General features: G+C 61.8%; 18 protein-coding genes. 8 read left to right on the top strand and 10 right to left on the bottom strand.

What is annotated here, in order from left to right; genetic code table 11:
- The first annotated feature begins 72 nt into the window (after positions 1-72).
- Both AC244_RS05540 and AC244_RS05535 read left to right on the top strand, forming a co-directional pair.
- Positions 73-1,128, top strand: coding sequence for an ABC transporter ATP-binding protein (locus AC244_RS05540; protein ID WP_053247818.1), 1,056 nt, complete (start codon positions 73-75; stop codon positions 1,126-1,128).
- Positions 1,125-2,342 (top strand): CaiB/BaiF CoA transferase family protein, encoded by a 1,218-nt coding sequence (locus AC244_RS05535; protein WP_053247817.1) that lies wholly within the window; start codon positions 1,125-1,127, stop codon positions 2,340-2,342. The genes AC244_RS05540 and AC244_RS05535 overlap by 4 nt, the downstream gene beginning before the upstream one ends.
- Positions 2,343-2,479: 137 nt before the next feature.
- Here AC244_RS05535 and AC244_RS05530 read toward each other — a convergent pair whose 3' ends face one another.
- The 3 genes from AC244_RS05530 to AC244_RS05520 all read right to left on the bottom strand — a co-directional run bounded on the left by AC244_RS05530 (position 2,480) and on the right by AC244_RS05520 (position 4,465).
- Positions 2,480-2,863 (bottom strand): hypothetical protein, encoded by a 384-nt coding sequence (locus AC244_RS05530; RefSeq protein WP_053247816.1) that lies wholly within the window; start codon positions 2,861-2,863, stop codon positions 2,480-2,482.
- 175 nt (positions 2,864-3,038) lie between these two features.
- On the bottom strand, positions 3,039-3,446 hold the full coding sequence (locus tag AC244_RS05525; RefSeq protein WP_053247815.1) for a VOC family protein: 408 nt from the start codon (positions 3,444-3,446) through the stop codon (positions 3,039-3,041).
- A gap of 2 nt (positions 3,447-3,448) precedes the next feature.
- Positions 3,449-4,465 carry a threonine/serine dehydratase gene (locus AC244_RS05520; protein WP_053247814.1) on the bottom strand — a complete coding sequence of 339 codons (1,017 nt, stop codon included), beginning with the start codon at positions 4,463-4,465 and terminating at the stop codon, positions 3,449-3,451.
- 85 nt (positions 4,466-4,550) lie between these two features.
- Between AC244_RS05520 and AC244_RS05515 the strand changes: the two genes are divergently transcribed.
- Positions 4,551-5,885, top strand: coding sequence for a PLP-dependent aminotransferase family protein (locus AC244_RS05515; protein ID WP_053247813.1), 1,335 nt, complete (start codon positions 4,551-4,553; stop codon positions 5,883-5,885).
- 120 nt (positions 5,886-6,005) lie between these two features.
- On the opposite strand, the gene AC244_RS05510 is transcribed toward AC244_RS05515, so the two are convergent.
- Entirely contained in the window at positions 6,006-6,443 is a 438-nt protein-coding gene (locus tag AC244_RS05510; RefSeq protein WP_053248370.1) for a hypothetical protein, read from the bottom strand.
- A 225-nt stretch (positions 6,444-6,668) separates the two neighbouring features.
- Between AC244_RS05510 and AC244_RS05505 the strand changes: the two genes are divergently transcribed.
- Positions 6,669-7,004 carry a hypothetical protein gene (locus AC244_RS05505; RefSeq protein WP_063934075.1) on the top strand — a complete coding sequence of 112 codons (336 nt, stop codon included), beginning with the start codon at positions 6,669-6,671 and terminating at the stop codon, positions 7,002-7,004.
- A gap of 171 nt (positions 7,005-7,175) precedes the next feature.
- Here AC244_RS05505 and AC244_RS05500 read toward each other — a convergent pair whose 3' ends face one another.
- On the bottom strand, positions 7,176-7,568 hold the full coding sequence (locus AC244_RS05500; protein ID WP_053248369.1) for a hypothetical protein: 393 nt from the start codon (positions 7,566-7,568) through the stop codon (positions 7,176-7,178).
- A gap of 568 nt (positions 7,569-8,136) precedes the next feature.
- Between AC244_RS05500 and AC244_RS05495 the strand changes: the two genes are divergently transcribed.
- A complete protein-coding gene (locus AC244_RS05495) occupies positions 8,137-10,086 on the top strand; it encodes a hypothetical protein (protein WP_053247812.1) in 1,950 nt (649 codons plus the stop codon).
- A gap of 33 nt (positions 10,087-10,119) precedes the next feature.
- On the top strand, positions 10,120-10,338 hold the full coding sequence (locus tag AC244_RS05490; protein WP_053247811.1) for a hypothetical protein: 219 nt from the start codon (positions 10,120-10,122) through the stop codon (positions 10,336-10,338).
- A gap of 12 nt (positions 10,339-10,350) precedes the next feature.
- Here AC244_RS05490 and AC244_RS05485 read toward each other — a convergent pair whose 3' ends face one another.
- The 3 genes from AC244_RS05485 to AC244_RS05475 form a co-directional block, all read right to left on the bottom strand.
- Positions 10,351-10,797, bottom strand: coding sequence for a GNAT family N-acetyltransferase (locus tag AC244_RS05485; protein ID WP_053247810.1), 447 nt, complete (start codon positions 10,795-10,797; stop codon positions 10,351-10,353).
- A 352-nt stretch (positions 10,798-11,149) separates the two neighbouring features.
- Complete coding sequence (locus AC244_RS05480) at positions 11,150-12,508, bottom strand: dicarboxylate/amino acid:cation symporter (protein WP_053247809.1); 1,359 nt, start codon at positions 12,506-12,508, stop codon at positions 11,150-11,152.
- Positions 12,509-12,736: 228 nt separating this feature from the next.
- Positions 12,737-13,759, bottom strand: a complete 1,023-nt coding sequence (locus AC244_RS05475) for an LLM class flavin-dependent oxidoreductase (RefSeq protein WP_053247808.1) — start codon at positions 13,757-13,759, stop codon at positions 12,737-12,739.
- 214 nt (positions 13,760-13,973) lie between these two features.
- Here AC244_RS05475 and AC244_RS05470 point away from each other — a divergent pair, with 214 nt between their 5' ends.
- On the top strand, positions 13,974-14,567 hold the full coding sequence (locus AC244_RS05470) for an ABZJ_00895 family protein (RefSeq protein ID WP_321166220.1): 594 nt from the start codon (positions 13,974-13,976) through the stop codon (positions 14,565-14,567).
- A 135-nt stretch (positions 14,568-14,702) separates the two neighbouring features.
- On the opposite strand, the gene AC244_RS05465 is transcribed toward AC244_RS05470, so the two are convergent.
- Entirely contained in the window at positions 14,703-15,674 is a 972-nt protein-coding gene (locus AC244_RS05465; protein ID WP_053247806.1) for a GlxA family transcriptional regulator, read from the bottom strand.
- A 127-nt stretch (positions 15,675-15,801) separates the two neighbouring features.
- Between AC244_RS05465 and AC244_RS05460 the strand changes: the two genes are divergently transcribed.
- Positions 15,802-16,419, top strand: a complete 618-nt coding sequence (locus tag AC244_RS05460) for a cysteine hydrolase family protein (protein ID WP_053248368.1) — start codon at positions 15,802-15,804, stop codon at positions 16,417-16,419.
- 118 nt (positions 16,420-16,537) lie between these two features.
- Here AC244_RS05460 and AC244_RS05455 read toward each other — a convergent pair whose 3' ends face one another.
- Positions 16,538-17,737, bottom strand: a complete 1,200-nt coding sequence (locus AC244_RS05455; protein ID WP_053247805.1) for an MFS transporter — start codon at positions 17,735-17,737, stop codon at positions 16,538-16,540.
- Between the last annotated feature and the right edge of the window lie 4 nt (positions 17,738-17,741).

Below are 17,741 nucleotides of genomic sequence, written 5' to 3'. Positions count from 1 at the left end.
CTGCCGGTCCGTCAAGCGGGCCGGTGGACGGGGCGAGAACCGTGTGGGCTCATCAAGTGGGAGGAGCAGACCATGTCCGAGATTGAACTTAGGAATGTGGGCAAGAGCTACGGCAGCCTGTCGGTGCTCGATGATATTTCGCTGGACATGGGCAGCGGCGAATTCGTGGTCCTGGTCGGCCCGTCCGGCTGCGGGAAGTCGACCTTGCTGCGGATGATCGCCGGGCTGGAGGACATCAGCGCCGGCGAAATCACCATCGGCGGCCGTATCGTCAACCACATGCCGGCCAAGGAGCGCGACCTTGCCATGGTGTTCCAGAGCTATGCGCTCTATCCGCACATGAAGGTCGCCGACAATATGAGCTTCGCGCTGAAGCTTGCGGGCGTTTCGAAGAGCGAGATCAATCGCCGCGTCAACGAGGCCGCCGATATCCTCGGGCTCGAGCACCTGCTCCAACGGCTCCCGCGCGAACTGTCCGGCGGCCAGCGTCAGCGCGTGGCCATGGGCAGGGCCATCGTGCGCGATCCGCGTGCCTTCCTTTTCGACGAACCGCTTTCCAACCTCGACGCCAAACTCCGGGTGAAGATGCGCGGCGAGATCAAGAAGCTGCACCAGCGCCTGGGCAAGACGACCATCTACGTCACCCATGACCAGACGGAAGCCATGACCATGGCCGACAAGATCGTGGTTCTGAACGGCGGCAAGATCGAGCAGATGGGGCCGCCGCTGGAGCTTTACAGAAATCCGATGAACCTGTTCGTCGCCAGCTTCATCGGCTCGCCCGAGATCAACCTTTTGCGTGGCGAGGTCGACGGCCAGATGCTGCGGCTTGCCGATGGCGCCCGTCTGCCGTTGCCGCCCGGTCATGGGCTCGCCCCGGGCCGCAAGGGGGTCTATGGGATCCGTCCGCAGCATCTCCATCTTGCCGACAGCGGCATCGCTGCCGAGGTTGTGCTGGTCGAGCCGACCGGGGACGCTCAGGAAGTGATGCTGCGGCTCGAAACCACCGATATCACTATGGTTCTCGGCGAGGGGGCACTTCTGCAGCCGGGCGCAAGCGTGACGATCGGCTTCGACACCGCCAATATCCTCTTATTCGACGACAAGACCGGCGGGCGCATCCAATGAACGAATTTGCCAGGAAACACTGGGATCCGAACGCCGAGGGCCCTCTTGAAGGGATTAGGGTTCTCGATCTATCGCGTCTGGTCGCCGGCGATATGTTGTCGCTGCAGCTTGCCGATTTCGGCGCCGACGTGATCAAGATCGAGCCGCCGGCCGGCGACCCCCTGCGCGAGTGGAAAGACGAAGGCTTGTCGCTCTTCTGGAAGACCTATGGCCGCAACAAACGCTCGGTGGTCCTCAACCTGCGCGAAACGGCCGACCGCGAGGCGCTCTGGGCGCTGGTGGCGGGTGCCGACGTCCTTATCGAGAATTTTCGCCCGGGAACCCTGGAGCAAATGGGCTTCGGCCCGGACGCGCTGTTGGCGCGCAATCCCGATCTCGTCGTCGTGCGCATTTCCGGCTTCGGGCAAACCGGGCCCTACGCGGCATTTCCCGGCTTCGGCACCATCGTCGAAGGCATGAGCGGCTATGCCTACCGCACCGGTTTTCCTGACCGCGAACCGGTCTTGCCGCCCCTGGCGCTTGCCGACATGATCGCCGGTGTCTACGGCATGTCGGCGACGATGACGGCGCTCTTTGCACGCCAACAGGGCAGGGCGCGCGGGCAGGTCATCGACCTGTCGCTGCTGGAGCCGATCTTTTCCGTGCTTGGCCCCGAGGCCGGTATCTATGCGCTCAACGGTACGGTCAAGGAGCGCATCGGCAGCGCCTCGAACACCGCCTGCCCGCGCAACGTCTACCGATGCGCCGATGGCAAATACGTCGCGCTCTCCGGTTCGACGCCGGCCGTCGCCCGGCGGATATTCGAGATCATCGGCCGCGCCGATATGAACGAAGATCCACGCTTCCGCTCCAACAGCGAGCGCCTCAAGCATCGCGATCTGGTCGATGAGGCGATCGGCGCCTGGTTTGCCGTCCGTTCTCATGACGAAGCCCTTGCCATCATGCGCGACAGCGGCGCGACGGTCGGGCCGATCTACAACATTGCCGATGCCACCGAGGACGCGCATTTCGCCGAGCGTGAGGTAATCGTGTCGCTGGACGATGCGGAGCACGGGACGCTGCCCATGCACAATATCGTGCCGCGCATGTCCGAAACACCGGGGCGTTTCCGCCGCCCGGCGCCGGCGCTTGGGGAGCATACGGCCGAGGTGTTGGCAGAGGTGGAGCTTTCCCCAGCGACAGTCGCTGCGGTCGTTGCGGGGGTTGCCCGATAAGGCCGCAGTGCTTGTGGCAACCATCCCGCGTCTTGAGCGGTCTATCGCCGAGGCAGTCGTACCGATGCGATCGCCTCGGCGCATTGCAGGTTGCGCGTTCGCTCAGACACGCAGACGTCGCTGAACGCGCCCTGATGTTACTGCGGAAGCTGGGCGGCCTGTTGCTTCAAGGCTTCGCCCGAGTGCTTGCACAACTCTTCGGCGCCAAGCGGGCTGGAAGCCAGTTCGACCTCGTTGCCGTCCAGGACCAGCCTGCCGGCCAAGCCCTTGGCTTCGGCTGCGTTACCGCCGCTCTTATCGACGTCCGGCGTGTCCGTCATCTTGACGAGCGCGGAGATATGGCCTTCGCTTTCGGTGCCGAGGTACCCGCTTTTGACGCAGAACTTTATCACGCCCTGCATGTTGCGCGACGCTTCATAAACGTCCTTGAGAGCGGCAGCCGAGCTTTCCTCGGCCGATGCTGTGAGAGGGGCGACGAATGACGAGCACACAATAAGAGCGCAGACTGCAAAACGCTTCATTACATTTTTCCTTTGCTGTTTGGGAACCTTACCGAGCCGTCACGTTGATTGCAGATATGCGCGGCGTGTACGATTTTCTGGCCGTGCACACTGCGACGTGAATTGCCGCGCATTTGCGTTGGTGGTGAACGGATGCGGATAAGGGAAGGAATGCCTGGTCGCAGCGATGCCGATGCTACGCGGGCTGAAGGTCGCCTCGAAAGACGACATGGACTTTGTTGCCATCGGGATCGCGCAGATATGCGCCGTAGTAGCCGTCTCCATAATGCGGGCGTGGACCGGGGGCGCCCTCGTCCGTGCCGCCGGCAGCGAGGCCCGCAGCGTAGGCTCGGTCGACCGCCGCAGAAGCTGGTGCGAGAAACGCGACCATGCTGCCGTTTCCGACGCTGGCGGGGTTCCTGTCGAACGGTTCATAGACGTAGAAGCGTGGCAATGCCTGACCCGGTGCGATCCAGCAGGACGATGCCGGCCCGCCATCCGGCGTAACTGGCCGCTGGACGAGGCCGAGAGGTTCTAGAACGGCATCGTAGAAGAGGGTGGCGCGACCGAGGTCGCTGCAGCCGACCGTGACGTGGCTGAACATGCTCATGCCCTGCCGACTGTTGGCGCATCACCCGCCAGTATGGCACCGGCAAGGTCCAAATCGACGTTCCGGCCGGATAGCGTGACGGCAAATGTCCTGCCTTCGAGCGGTATCTTGCGGGCGAGCACAGCCGCCAACGCCACGGCGCTTCCCGGCTCCAGAGCGAGGCCGAATTCGCTGAAGGCGACACGCATGGCCTCCCTTGCCTCGTCATCCGTGACAGCGAACGTGCCGGCCAAATCAGGCTTGATGATCTCGAAGGGGATCTCCGCCATATAGAGCCCGCTGATGGCATCGCAGATCGAATGGCCTCCTGGTGCCAGGTTGATGCGTTTGCCGACGGCGAGCGACTTTGCCATCTTCTCGAAACCGACGGCCTCGACGCCATAGACCTTGGTGGCCGGAGACATCTTGCTCAGGCCCAGCAGGCAACCGGCGGTCAGTCCACCGCCGGAGCAGCAGGTGAGCAGGACGTCGATCTGGGCGTTCAGTTTTGCGGCTTGCTTCGCCATTTCAAGCGCGACGGTGCCGGCGCCGGCAACCACCCAGAAATCGTCGGCCGGCGGAATAAGCACCCGATCCTCGCGTTGGGTGATTTCGGCGGCAACGTCGGCGAGGTCCTTCATCGGAACCATTACGACGCGTGCCCCATAGGCTGCGATCCGCTCGACCTTTGCCGCCGGTGCGGTCTCGGGTACGACAACCACGGCTGACGTGCCCATCAGTCCGGCGCAATAGGCAATCGCAAGGCCGTGATTGCCGGAAGAGCGGGCGACGACGCCACGGCGCCGTTCGTCCTCGGTCAGCGACCCGACCCTGTTGACCGCCCCACGCAACTTGAACGAACCGGTAACCTGCAGGTTTTCAGCCTTGAGCAGCAACCGGCCTCCATATTTGCGGTTGAGATAGGACGATTCCAAGAGCGGCGTCTCGATGCAGTAGCTGTCGATCAGCCGGGCGGCGGCTTCGACGTCCTGCAACGTCGGCAAGGAAAGTGCGGAGGAGGCGGGAAAGGTCATGAGATGATCCGGTGCTGCAATTTGATTTACAAATGCACCGATGGCATAAGAGTGCAATTGATTTATTGCCCTCGGAGCATTTGAGATGCTGGATTACCGCGCCGTCGCCGACGCCGTTGCCGCCGAGATCGCCTCAGGAAAACTGCCGGCCGGTGCGCGACTTCAGCCGCAGCGAGCCTTTGCCTATCAAAGAGGAATAGCGGTCTCGACCGCGAGCCGCGTCTATGCCGAACTTGTCCGCCGCGGACTGGTTGTCGGCGAAGTCGGGCGGGGAACCTTCGTCAGGACACCGGACCGGCTGCAGTCCACGCGGATCAGCGAGATCGCCGACGCGCCGATTGATTTGCAACTGGCGACGTCGGGTTCCCTGGAGCAGGCGGCCCTGATGGCGCCAGCGTTCGAGAGCCTGGCCAACCCGGCTGTGCTCCTTGGCGCCATGGACGCTCTCGGTCCCTTCGGGCCAAAGGGAGCAGGCGCGATCGTCTCGCACTACCTCGGGCACGATCACTGGACCCCCAGGCCCGATGGCATCCTCTTTGCCGGTGGCGGGCGTCAAGCGATCGCGTGCGTGATGGCGGCCCTTTGCAAGCCTGGCGATCGCATCGGCGTCGAGCCGCTGACCTATCCTTCGATCATCCGTATGGCGGCCCGGCTCGGATTGCAGCTCGTGGCGCTTGAGGTCGACGATGACGGTGTCGATGTCGCGGCCCTTGCCAGGGCGCATCGCGCCAAGCCGCTCGATGCGATCTACATCCAGCCGACGATCCATAACCCGCTCGGCTTCTCGATGTCCCACGCGCGGCGGACTGCCCTCGCCGAGGTGCTTGAAGAGACTGGGATCTTCTGTATCGAGGACGCGGCCTTTGCCTTCCTTTCCGACGTAGCACCGCTTGCGGCCTATGCGCCGGCGCAGGTCATCTACGTCAACAGCATGCAAAAGCGACTTGGGCCGGGCATCGGCGTCGGCTTCGTCGTCGCACCGCCGTCGGCCAAGGATCGCATTGCCGCTGTGATGCGCGCGGGTGGCTGGATGGCGTCGTCGTTATCCATGCGCCTGGTGTTATCGTTGATCTCGGATGGCACAGCCGGCCGTGTTGCCAGCCTGAAGCGGAAGGATGCGGGCGATCGGCAGTTGCTGACGGCGCGCATCCTCGACCGCGCGCCGCCGCCGGCAGGTAGCAACGCGTTTTATGTCTGGCTCGAACTCCCCGAGGCATGGAATGCCGAGGCGTTCGTATCGGCCGCCGCTCTGCAAGGCGTCGCCATCACGCCTGCTGGCGTGTTTGGTGCCATCCCAGGGCGTGCGCCAAACGCGGTGCGGGTCGCGATCTCCGCTCCGCCGCTCAAGGAACTGGAGCGCGGGCTTCACGTGATCCGATCCCTGCTGGCCTCCGTACCCGGCGACGCTGAGATCGAATGACGCTGAATTGACGCAACCGGCGGCAGGGCCGTGCGCTTTTCATCCGGGCATCATCTGTACCTCAGCGAACCGTGATCCCGCCGACGCCACCGCTCACACCATGACGAAATGCGGCTCGCGTCAGCCGACAAACAGCGCGCGCAGCCGCGCAAACAGGCCGCTGCGTTCGCCAGTCAGAATTGACCGGACGAGCCGAGCTGCCGTCTCGGCGTTCACCGTTGCACCGAAGTGGCAATAGCAGATCACGCCGTGTAGCTGCCAGTCGCGTAGTTCGAAGAACCGGAGCGCCTCGCCGTAGGTGTCGTCTTCCATGCCGGCGGCACGCAGTATGGGGTCGTCGAACGCCACGGAGATTGGCGAGCCGTCGTTGCGCAGGGTATCGCGCACGGTGGTCGTCTGGTGCTCGGTTTCATAGAGCGTCGCCAGATGTCGGGTCGGGCTCTGCTCGAGAAGCTCCGCCCAGCGCTCGAGACGTTCCCTGCGCGACATGCTCAGCGGCCGATAGTCCGGTTCGATCTGTGCAAAGACCTGCAATTGCTCGCGTGTATGGTGCTTCATTGTTGCCTCCATTTGGACGATAGATGCTCTGCGCCAGCCCATTTCTCCCTGTGGGAAAGCGTGACTCTTGTTGGGTGCGAAGTCCAATCACGATGACGCTTCGGCCTGCGCTTCCAAGCCGAGGCCGCGGAAAATCATCCACAGGCAACGCGCCTGTTCCCGGCTGAAGATCCAGATTTTGACATCTTGTGGGATCACTCAAATTGCATTGTGACGGAGGCATTCATGAAGACGAAAGCGCGCGATCGCGAACTCATCGACGTGATGAGACGATATTTTGTGGCAAAGGCTGAACTCACCGCGCTGCGCGCGTTGCTGGAGCAGGCCAGGCGCGTCACCGGCGAGGACATCGGCAGCTTTTACGATCCGCGCACTAATACCAGCCACGCCGATCACATCCTGCGCTCCCATGCCCTCAACGCCGAGATGCGTTCGCTGATGGATCGAGCCGAAGCTTGGGGGAAGCAAGAGGTTGCGGTGCTGGCAAGAGATGTCGTGATGGGAGATCAGGACTCCGAACCGTTGCCAGCGAATGAGCCGGCCGCATCTGATCCGGATTGAAATTGGATTGAGGGCAGGACGGCGCCGTCGGTTCGTGCCTTGCGATCCGCAGCGTGCTGTCTGCTGTGACCGAACCTCATGTGGTATTGGGTGCCCTCGATGAAATCGCAAAAAGCCATCACCGCACTTACTTGGTCCTTGTCGTCCCCTGAAGAGCGCTGTTCTCGATGATCACTCAGTCAGCGTAGATCGGATGGTGCGGGCCGCTGTTGCCGCGCTGACGGTGGTTCCGAAGTGGCAATAGCAGATGACCTCGTGCAACTGAGCGTCGCTCAGTTCGAAGAACCGCTTTGCTTCGCCATAAGTGTCACTCTGCAATCCGGCCGAGCGTAGCGTCGTATCTGCGAACGCGACGGAGATCGGCGAATTGTCGCTGCGCAACATAGCGCGGACCTCGACGGGCCTGTACTCGGTTTCGAAGATTGTTGAGAGAAGCTGCTGCGGTATCTGCTCAAGAAGTTCCGCCCAGCGTTCAAGACGTTGCTTGCGAGACATGCTTGCTGGCTGCAGGTCCTGTTCAACCTGCGCAACGGCCAACAGTTGCTCGCGCGTTTGGTGCTTCATTGTCGCCTCCATTCAGACGATAGATGCCTCGCGCCAGCCCATTTCCTGTCGTGAAAACGTGACTCCGCGAGGCTACGAAGTCCAATCACGATGGCGTTTCGCAGGTGCGAGCGTCATGCCGGCGCAGGTTGGTATAAGGTCACGGCCCCTGCCTTCTCCTTCGGTGATGCCCACCTGATCTTCGCGCGAGTTCAAACTGATCGTAAGGTCTGCGGTGGTTCCGCGGCAGATCTGAAGGATGGAGCGAAGTGCCGATCCCGGTGCACACGGCTCCTGTGTCATTCGAAGCGTTTTTCAGTCTTTTCGGGGTAGTTTGGAATAAAGCCTGGAATTGAAGGTAAAATAAACTGCAGCTGCACGGAGAATACCTGTCGGTAAACTATCATAGGTTTCGATTGTCGATGTAAATTCCTGGTTGAATTCTGGAAGGCATTGATACAAACTCTTTCGAGCAATCGTTTGTCCAAAGTGCTTCCCGACTATCGCCCGAAAGGCTTAGACACTGCCGTTGAGTTTTTGCGGCGCGGGGGATGCTGATCAATATTGGCGCAACCGGCTAAAGGTACAAATGGCTTTCGTCTTGCAAACCTTTGGTGGCCTGAAGCTTGTTGATCCAGAAGGACAACAGGTCGCCTATCCCGAGAAAGGTTTGTTACTTCTCGCTTATTTGCTGACGACCAAAGATGCAGCCGAACACCGAACGGCTATGGCCGCATTTTTGTGGGGCAACGAAGACAATTCCGTTTCTCTCGTGAACATGCGCAAGATGATCTCGAGGATCAAGCTCCGCCAGAAGGAACTCGGAGTAGAGCTGCTGTCCTTTACCAACAGTATGATCCTGATTGATCGGCTATCATTGTCGTCGGATATGGTTTGGACCACCGATTGGGACATGGCCGAGCCATTGCCCCAGCTCAGCAAGCTTGCGACGCTGATGCATCGCTCTTTCCTTGGGCAAGTCGGCTGTCAGAGCGGTGAGTTTTATGGTTGGGTTGCCGAGCAGAAGGACCGCCAGAACGCCCTACTCAAGGCTTTGTTGAGAAAGGCATCGCGCTCGGCGCGGTCGGAGGCGGATGCCGAAGTTCTCAAGGACGCGGGGATCCTGTTGCTCGGGGTCGAACACGCGGATTCGGATACGCTGCAATTGCTCGTCGAAGTCTTTCACGCCGAGGATCAAGTCGATCATCTCAGCAAGATTATCGAGAGGCGAAGCCGTGCGCTTGCACGCGGCGCCGATCTCGTGAACGCTAGGGCGAACAGAGGTATGAGGGAAACGGCGCCGGGCGCCGGGGTGCACGCTCGTCCCGCGAGCATGTCGGAATCCGGCTTCCAGGCTGGATCTGAAAAGATCCGCCATCAGACGGTTCCTCGTCTGGTGCTGTTGCCCCCGAGCGACCACACCGGGCGTCCGGACAATCGGTTTCTCGCGTACGCCTTGATCGAGGATATCACGATCGGATTTTGTGCCTTCAACAGCCTTCAGGTGATTGCGCATCATTCCGCCGTCCAGATAGGCCACCAGTTCGAGGGCCGGAACGATTTCTTCGAACGCCATTCTCTCAGTTACATCCTCGACAGCCGCATCAGCGACCGGGATAGCGACGGGACGTTGTTCGTTCAGCTCGTCTTCTTTCCTGACAACGAGGTTGTGTGGGCGGAACGGTTCAGCCTGAACCATCCGGACCTCGTCGGTACCCGACACCTGATCGCGCGAAACATCGCGCTTTCGGTTTCAAGCGAGATCGAACGGCATGAGGCGGCGCGCATCTATCGCGAACTGAACCCGGCTGCGTATCATAGTTATCTCGTGGGAAGGCGACACTTGAACCGGCTGACGCTTCCGGATCTGCGGCGTGCGCGCAAGGAGATGAAGACCGCGCTGCATGCGAGCGCCGATTTCGCGCCGGCGCTGAGTTCGATCGCCAGGACCTACTCCAAGGAATGGCTGCTGACGGCACGTGGCGATATCGAACTGCTGAAGTCGGCCGAGGTGTTCGCGATGCGTGCCATCGATGCCCGTCGGAATCTGGCTGATGGCTATCGCGAGTTCGGCGTGGCCAAGCTGCTGCAGGGGGCCTTCGATGAAAGCGCTGAAGCGATGGAATTGGCCGAGACGCTTGGTCCCCACCATGCGGATATCATCGCCGACCATGCCGATACTCTCGTCCATTGTTCACTTCCCGGCAAGGCGTTGCAAAAGATCGAACGCGCGATCGAGCTCAATCCTTTGAGCCCGGATTCCTATCTTTGGACCGCCGCGGGAGCGAACTACGCACTCAGCGAATTCGAGACCTCGCTCGATTGCATCGGGCGGATGGCCGATCCGAGCCTGGCTGACCGGCTTTCGGCTGCGAACTGGGCCATGTTGGGCCAGCGGGACAAGGCGCGCGTCTTTGTTCGCCGAGTGCGCGAAGCCAACCCCAATTTCGATCTGGATACATGGCTTGCCGCCGTTCCCAGCAAGGAACAATGGCACAAGGACCTCTATCGAGAAGGCTTGAAGAGGGCGGGATTTTAGACCGAGCAAATCCATAGCAAGAGGGGAAAGCGAATGGCCAAAGTTGTTGTCATAGGCATCGAAGGCGAACAGGGCCTTTGGATTGTCGATCTGGATGCGCGCAGCGTCGAACCACTTGAAGCGCCGAAGGCAGGCGGACTTAGGACGGTTGCCGATCTGCGCGCGGCAGGGGTGAGCGTGATCAAGGGTGCGGACGTGGCGTTGGTCGTCAAGTCGGCCGCCGCCGCATCATCGGGTCACTACGAGGGGTAGGGCCTCAGAACGTCATTGTAGCGATTTTGAATAGACCCTGAGCCTCGCGGCCTGTTCGTAGCCGCTTGCCTTGTAATATTCTGCAGCGGTGCCCTGACCTTGCGACAAAAGCCATGCGCTCGAGAAGCCGGCGTTCTGGGCTTCAGCCTCGAGCAGTTTGAGCAGCTGCTTCCCAATGCCTCTGGCCTGGTGAGATGGAAGCACCGCGATCTCAGGTATATACAGGCCTCGGCCTGAAGCGGACGTGTGTGGGAGACCGATGGCAAACCCATACAACCTGCCATCCTCGAGTGCCCCGACGCCCAGCCAGCCCGGGGTGGCCGACAACTCGCCCATGCGCGCCGTCGCCCGGTCAAGCGTCCACTCCTCATTCCAAGGCGGCTCAATATATGCCTTCACGATAATGGTAGCCGCCTGCAACGCGTGGTCTTCATTTATCCGCTGGAAGGTGACCGGCATCCAAGCTCCGCTGCGTAACGTGCTGTTAAGACAGAAATCACAGTCACCCAGTATTCCAATCGCCGGCCGATAACAACTCTACGATATTGCTGGTCGTCATTGAAACGCGCAGATTGAAGCGCGAGCACTGCTGGCAACCGCCAATCTTGAATTCGGAATGGAACCGTCGTGATCCAACCGGGCTTCGGGGTCCTGCTTCACTGACGCTTTCGATGCGAGCAGTGCAAAAACGCGGAAGGCCGATGCGATGCGCAGGGCCCGAACTGCAACATTCCGTGGCATCCGGCGGATGGCCAAGCAAAAGAATCAAAAAAGCCGGCGAGGTGCCGGCTTTCTCTGGATGTGAAGGCGATCATGCCGCCTGGAGCGCAGCCGCCGGTTCCGGGTCCTCTATGGACTTGCCGGCATTGTAAACGGTTTCGTCGAGAATGCCTTCGCGCTTGGAAACGATCGTCGGCACCAGTGCCTGACCGGCGACGTTGACGGCGGTGCGGCCCATGTCGAGGATCGGGTCGATGGCAAGCAGCAGGCCCACACCCTCGAGCGGAAGGCCAAGCGTCGACAAGGTGAGCGTCAGCATGACTGTCGCCCCGGTCAGGCCGGCGGTCGCTGCCGAGCCGAGCACGGAGACGAAGATGATCAGCACATACTCCTGCAATCCGAGCGGCACGCCGAAGAACTGGGCGATGAAAATCGCCGAGATGGCCGGGTAGATCGCAGCGCAACCATCCATCTTGGTCGTTGCGCCGAGCGGCACTGCAAAGGCCGCAAATTCGCGCGGCACGCCGAGGCTCTTTTCGGTCACGGTTTCGGTGACAGGCAGTGTTCCGACCGAAGAGCGCGACACGAAAGCAAGCTGGATCGCCGGCCAGGCACCGGCGAAGAAGCGTGAGGGCTTCAGGCCATGCGCGATCAGCAGCGCGGGATAGACGACAAAGAGCACGATGGCGAGGCCGATATAGACTGCCGCGGCATACCAGCCGAGCTGTGCCAGCGTTCCCCAGCCATATTGCGCCACGGCGCGGCCGAGCAGGCCGATGGTGCCGATCGGCGTCAGGCGAATGACCCACCACAGGATCTTGCGGACGATGGCGAGAAGCGACTGGTTGAAGGCGAGGAAGGGCTTGGCCGCTTCGCCCGCCTTCAGTGCGGCTGCACCGAAGGCGATGGAAACGACGAGGATCTGCAGCACGTTGAAATTCAGCGACGTGCTGGCGCTTCCGTCCGTCAGCTTGGTGCTTGCCTCAAGGCCCAGCATGTTGGCGGGCACCAGGCCCTTGAGGAAATCAAGCCAGGAGCCGGCATAGGATGGCGCCTTGGCAGCCTCCTGCGACACGGCTGAGCCGATGCCGGGCTGGATGATGAGGCCGAGCGCAATGCCGATGATAACCGCAATGAGCGACGTGATCGCGAACCAGAGGAGCGTCTGCCAGACAAGCTTTGCCGCATTCTGGAGCGTCGCCAGATTGGCGATCGAGGCAACGATCGCCGTAAAGACGAGCGGCGGGACCAGGGCGCGCAAAAGCTGCACGAAGATGGAGCCGATGGTCTGGAGCGTCACGGTCAGCCAGTTGGGGTTGCCGGCCGCGTCGGCGCCCATATTTCGGGCGATGAGGCCGAGCAGCAGTCCGATGACCATGGCTGCCAGAACTTGAAAGCCGAAAGACAGGAAAAACGGCTTCGGCTGGGATTTGGTAGTAGCTTGGGACACGATTCACACTCGATTGATGGCGGGCGGGGAGCGTTCGGAGAGAGCTTCCGCAACTGGCGCAATCTAGTCAAGCCTGCTGCCTGGGATAAGCAATGCTTTGGCACGTGGCCCACCATAGGTGGAATAATTTTCCTGCGCGTAGCGGTCGCCGGGCGTCGAAATCTCGGCCCGCACGATCGTCCGTGCGGGCGAAATCCAGCTGCCGTTCGAATGAGTTGGTCTTGCCGTTTACCGCCAACCCAGCGCGGGAGCGATATGTTTCAAAATGGCCTCGATGACGTGGGCATTGTAGTCGACGCCAAGCTGGTTCGGGACCGTCAAGAGCAGCGTATCGGCTTCGGCCACGGCTTCGTCCCCGGCGAGTTGCCTGATGAGCACGTCAGGCTCGGCCGCGTAGGACCGTCCGAAGATCGCCCTTGTATTCTCGTCGATGAAGCCGATCGTATCCTGCTCCTTGCCGCTTTGGCCGAAATAGGCGCGGTCGCGATCATCGACGATCGCAAAGATGCTGCGGCTGACGGAAACCCGCGGCGTGCGCGCGTGGCCCGCTTCCTTCCACGCCTGCCTGTAGGCGCGGATCTGTGCGGCCTGCTGGATGTGAAACGGCTCACCGGTCTCGTCGTCCTTCAGCGTCGAACTCTGCAGGTTCATGCCGAGCTTTGCCGCCCAGACGGCGGTGGCGTTCGAACTTGAGCCCCACCAGATGCGGTCGCGCAATCCTTCGGAATGGGGCTCGAGGCGCAACAGGCCAGGTGGGTTCGGAAACATTGGCCGCGGGTTGGGCTGGCCGAAACCGTTGCCTTTCAGCGCTTCGAGAAACACTTCGGCGTGGCTGCGGCCCATATCCGCATCCGATGCGCCATCCTGCGGCTGGTAGCCGAAATATCGCCAGCCATCGATCACCTGTTCGGGCGACCCGCGACTGAGACCGAGTTGAAGACGGGAACCCGAGATCAGGTCGGCGGCGCCGGCGTCTTCGGCCATGTAAAGCGGGTTCTCGTAGCGCATGTCGATGACCGCCGTGCCGATCTCGATGCGCTTCGTCTTGGCACCGACGGCCGCCAGAAGCGGGAAGGGGGAAGCCAGCTGCCGGGCAAAGTGGTGGACGCGGAAATAGGCGCCGTCAGCGCCGAGCTCCTCGGCCGCGACCGCAAGATCGATGGACTGCAGAAGCGCGTCGCCTGCCGAGCGGGTTTGCGACTGGGAGGAGGGGGTCCAATGGCCGAAGGAAAGGAATCCGATTTTCTTCACGATATCGCCGCCTGGGAATGTGTCATTGCTATTGCCCTAGATGGCATGGGATGGCCCCGAGCAACAGATGTTGGAGGGCGAACGCTGTGTTTCTGATTTGCTCATGAGGGCAGCTTCTCAAGCCTAACATACTGCTGCGGCAGCGCTAGAACCTCTTTGAAAATCGTGGGATAGCCTCCTCGTGCAACTGGCGTCGCGCGTGTGTCATGAATGAATGCAACCGCTGGGGCAAGCATTACACATGGTCGATCCAATCCCGCTTACGCCGTTTTATCGACACTACGCTTTCGTTGCACTCGGCTTGTGCCTTGCCTGCACCGCCGGAGTAGTCTTGTATGAAAACCTCGTCGCTCCAATTCCAAGCGGCGCCGGGACGGGACTCTGGATTGGCCAGCTCTTTGCGGCCGGCGGATACTCGGCGGGACACTTTGTGAAGACCACTGGCCGCGCGCCGACAGAAGGTGAGAAGCTGAGGCTTGCCCGCGTGGGCACAGCGCTCAGCTTATCGGTGAGCGTCGTCGGCCTTCTGGCGCTGTTCGCCTACCATTATGCCATGGCATTCGTGGTCGCGCTTCCGTGGTCTCAACTCCAGTACTATGTGTTGCGCCAGCAGCTGGTATCGATGTGGCTGGACTTCGGGACGGGCGTCTGGATTCTGATCCTCGGTGGCAGCTGCGCGCTGTCACTGGTATTGGGATACTGGATATTGAAGAGCACCTATGGAAGGAACGCCCAGAAGCTGGCTTCGAAACTTTCGTCGCAGAAAGTCTCCCAAAAGCGCTGGCGGGTTGGTTCAACACGTTCTTAATGCCGTTTGGCATTCGGCTCCAGATGTCTCGCCTGGCAAGGCCCGTCAAAAAATCCTGTGCTTGAACGCTGACCAAGAAGCTCGTGAACCGCCACGGGCCGACCTTGGACAGCGGAAACAGCGCTTTGGGACACCTCACGGAACCGTCAGGGTGGCAGGTGCCTTCCTGAACTGCCGGCGGTAGCTTGCCGGCGAGATCGAGAAGGCCCGGGTAAAGTGCTGGCGCAGCGAGACGGTGGAGCCGAAGCCCGCCATCTCTGCGACCCGTTCGATCGGGCAGGAGCCGGTTTCGAGCAGGCGTTGCGCGGTCGCCAGCCGTTGGTTGAGCAGCCATTGGGTGAACGTCGTGCCGGTCGCTTTTCTGAAATGCCGGGTAAAGCTGCGCAGGCTCATTCCGGCCCGCGCCGCCAGCTTTTCGAGTGACAGCGGCTCGCCCAGATGCTCGATGGCCCAGTTGATCGTCGCGCCGAGCTGCACCTCGCTGCCGGCAGCCGGCATCGGTTTCTCGATGTATTGGGTCTGGCCGCCATGGCGATGGGGCGCCACCACCAGCCGTCGGGCGATGCGGTTGGCAATTTCCGCTCCATGGTCGCGGCGCACGATATGCAGGCAGCAATCCATCGCGGCTGCTGTCCCGGCCGATGTGAGAATGTCGCCATCATCGACGTAGAGCGCATCCTGATCCAGCGCGACCTGCGGATAATGTCGCTCGAACTCCTCGGCCCAGGCCCAATGGGTGGAGGCTGGGCGCCCGTCAAGCACCCCGGCTTCCGCCAGCACGAAGGTGCCAAGGCATAGGCCGACCAATCGCGCCCCGCGTTCGTGCGCAGTCTTGAGGCTCTTCAGCAAGACTTCTGAAGGCCGCTCATCTGGATCGCGCCACGCCGGCACGATGACGGTGTCGGCCTCGGCCAAGTGACTGAGATCATGCGTCACCTCGATGCGAAAGCCTGAGCCGGTGGGGACCGACCCCGTGTTCTCGCCGCAGATCAGCAGGCGGTAGCGGGGTGCTCCGAGCTTCAAGAGTTCGTCGCCGAACACGATGCAGGGAACCGAGAGGTGAAAGGCGCTGATGCCTTCAAAGGCGATGATGGCAATGGTGTGCATCGGCGTGTGACCCCAATCTGATAATTTGGCCAGAACCTATCATATATTGTCATTCCGGCCACTTTCGCGGAACCGCCGCCTGCGGGAATTTCTCGCCATCGACAACGACGCGAAAGGACTTCCCATCATGCAGCACCCCACCATCCGCGCCATCGCTGGAGCCACAGCGCCGCACGGGCTCAATCCGGCCAGAACCGCCTTGCTGGTGATCGACTTTCAGAACGAGTATTTCAGCGGCAAGCTGCCGATCCCGGATGGTGAAAAGGCGCTCGCCAACGCCAAGCGCCTCATCGACCGTGCCGATCAGGACGGCATGAAAGTCTATCATGTGCAACACGTGACGCCGGCAGGCAGCCCGGTCTTTGCCGAGGATAGCGAGACCTCCCGGTTTCACGACGCGATCCAGCCGTCCGCCCATCATTCGGTGGTGCGCAAATCGTCCGTGAGTGTGTTTCCGACCACCGACATCGACCAGTGCCTGAAAGAGGCCGGCGTCGATACGCTGATCATCGCCGGGCTGATGACCCACGCCTGCGTTGCCGGTGCCGCTCGCGACGCCGTCCCGCTCGGGTACAACGTGATCGTGGCAGGCGACGCCTGTGCCACGCGGGATCTCGACATGGCGGATGGCAACACCGTCTCGCATATCGCTCTGCACCGCGCCGCTCTGGCCTCCATCGACGACACCTTTGGTGACATCGTCACCACCGACCGGCTCTTGGCCTTGCCTCTGACAGGCAAATGAGGCGTTGACGGTCAGCCATCTTTGCGGGAAACGCCGCCATTCGGCGATGAATGGTGACGGCGCTGACTGTTAACTTGGAAACACAGGATCTCGGCCGCCAACTGGTAGGACTGTCATCTCAGCTCGGCTGGAGGGCCACCTTGCGGGACACCGCGACGAGCGAGGCGCCCAGCAGCGCGGCCAGTGACGCGAACAGGAAGACGCCCGCGGGTCCCTGGAGCTCGACGATCAGGCCGCCGAGGATTGCCCCGGTCGAGATGGCGATCTGGAATGTTGTCAAGGTCGCGGCACCCGCGCCTTCCGCCTCGTCGCCGGCGGCCCGGCTGATGAAGGACTGGACGCTGACCGGGAGTGCACCAAAGGCGAAGCCCCAGGCTGCTGTGGCAGCGGCGGCAATGGCCGGCAGCATGCCGGCTACGGCGAGCAGGAGTGCGGTGGCGGCGATGCCAATGGCCGCCAGCGTCATGGACAGGCGCGTATTGCGCTCTGCCAGGAAACCGCCGGCGATATTGCCGAAGAAGCCGCCGATACCGAACGCGAGCAGGATCGCGGTGATCATTTCGACGTCGAAACGGGGCACCTGTTCGAGATAGGGGCGGATGTAGGTGAAGCCGGCAAAGTGGCCGGTGACCACCAGCAGGATCGTGGCAAGCCCAAGCCGGATCGCCGGGCGTCTAAGCACCCTTGCGATCGTGCCAAGGCCGGTGGTCCCGATCGGCGGCAGGGATGGAACAGTCAGTGCCTGGACGACAAAGGTTATCACCCCGACTGCGGCTGCAAGCAGGAAGGCATAACGCCAGCCGAGCGTGGCTCCTATCCAGGCGCCGACGGGTGCGGCGCAGACCGTCGCGATCGATACGCCTGACATCACGATTGCCATGGCGCGAGGCATCAACCTGCCGGGAACCAGCCGCATGGCCAGCGCCAGCGACATGGCCCAGAAGCCGCCCAGCGCAACGCCGAGCAAGACGCGGGCCGCAAGCAGGAAAGGAAGGTTCGGCGCAAAGCCTGCCATCAGGCTCGAGACGACGAGTAGGCCTGTCAAAGCCAGAAGAACCGTGCGGCGGTCGAGCCGTCCCGTGTAGACGACGATCGCCGGGCCGGCGACCGCCGCCACAACCGCGGTCGTCGTCACCGATTGCCCGGCAGCGCCGACGCTGACCCCGAGATCCGCCGACATCGGGGTCAGCAGGCTTGCCGGCAGAAATTCTGCCGTCACCAGGCCGAAGACCCCAAGCGAAAGGGAAACGACGGCGCCCCATCGGGCTCTGTTCTGCTCGTCCGTCGGGGGCCCTGATTTCGTCACGACGCCATCCATGATT

Source organism: Ensifer adhaerens (assembly GCF_001270265.1).
Classification (GTDB): domain Bacteria; phylum Pseudomonadota; class Alphaproteobacteria; order Rhizobiales; family Rhizobiaceae; genus Ensifer; species Ensifer adhaerens_B.
Note: the sequence above shows the minus strand (reverse complement) of the source record. Positions and strands in the feature narration are given on the sequence as shown.

Bases quoted from the DNA above. Each gene is read 5' to 3' on its own strand.
- AC244_RS05460 (WP_053248368.1), top strand. From the start codon at position 15,802: ATGCAGCACCCCACCATCCGCGCCATCGCTGGAGCCACAGCGCCGCAC.
- AC244_RS05495 (WP_053247812.1), top strand. From the start codon at position 8,137: ATGGCTTTCGTCTTGCAAACCTTTGGTGGCCTGAAGCTTGTTGATCCA.
- AC244_RS05500 (WP_053248369.1), bottom strand. From the start codon at position 7,568: ATGAAGCACCAAACGCGCGAGCAACTGTTGGCCGTTGCGCAGGTTGAA.
- AC244_RS05530 (WP_053247816.1), bottom strand. From the start codon at position 2,863: ATGAAGCGTTTTGCAGTCTGCGCTCTTATTGTGTGCTCGTCATTCGTC.
- AC244_RS05470 (WP_321166220.1), top strand. From the start codon at position 13,974: ATGCAACCGCTGGGGCAAGCATTACACATGGTCGATCCAATCCCGCTT.
- AC244_RS05485 (WP_053247810.1), bottom strand. From the start codon at position 10,797: ATGCCGGTCACCTTCCAGCGGATAAATGAAGACCACGCGTTGCAGGCG.
- AC244_RS05465 (WP_053247806.1), bottom strand. From the start codon at position 15,674: ATGCACACCATTGCCATCATCGCCTTTGAAGGCATCAGCGCCTTTCAC.
- AC244_RS05490 (WP_053247811.1), top strand. From the start codon at position 10,120: ATGGCCAAAGTTGTTGTCATAGGCATCGAAGGCGAACAGGGCCTTTGG.
- AC244_RS05525 (WP_053247815.1), bottom strand. From the start codon at position 3,446: ATGTTCAGCCACGTCACGGTCGGCTGCAGCGACCTCGGTCGCGCCACC.
- AC244_RS05510 (WP_053248370.1), bottom strand. From the start codon at position 6,443: ATGAAGCACCATACACGCGAGCAATTGCAGGTCTTTGCACAGATCGAA.
- AC244_RS05520 (WP_053247814.1), bottom strand. From the start codon at position 4,465: ATGACCTTTCCCGCCTCCTCCGCACTTTCCTTGCCGACGTTGCAGGAC.
- AC244_RS05515 (WP_053247813.1), top strand. From the start codon at position 4,551: ATGCTGGATTACCGCGCCGTCGCCGACGCCGTTGCCGCCGAGATCGCC.
- AC244_RS05505 (WP_063934075.1), top strand. From the start codon at position 6,669: ATGAAGACGAAAGCGCGCGATCGCGAACTCATCGACGTGATGAGACGA.
- AC244_RS05540 (WP_053247818.1), top strand. From the start codon at position 73: ATGTCCGAGATTGAACTTAGGAATGTGGGCAAGAGCTACGGCAGCCTG.
- AC244_RS05535 (WP_053247817.1), top strand. From the start codon at position 1,125: ATGAACGAATTTGCCAGGAAACACTGGGATCCGAACGCCGAGGGCCCT.
- AC244_RS05455 (WP_053247805.1), bottom strand. From the start codon at position 17,737: ATGGATGGCGTCGTGACGAAATCAGGGCCCCCGACGGACGAGCAGAAC.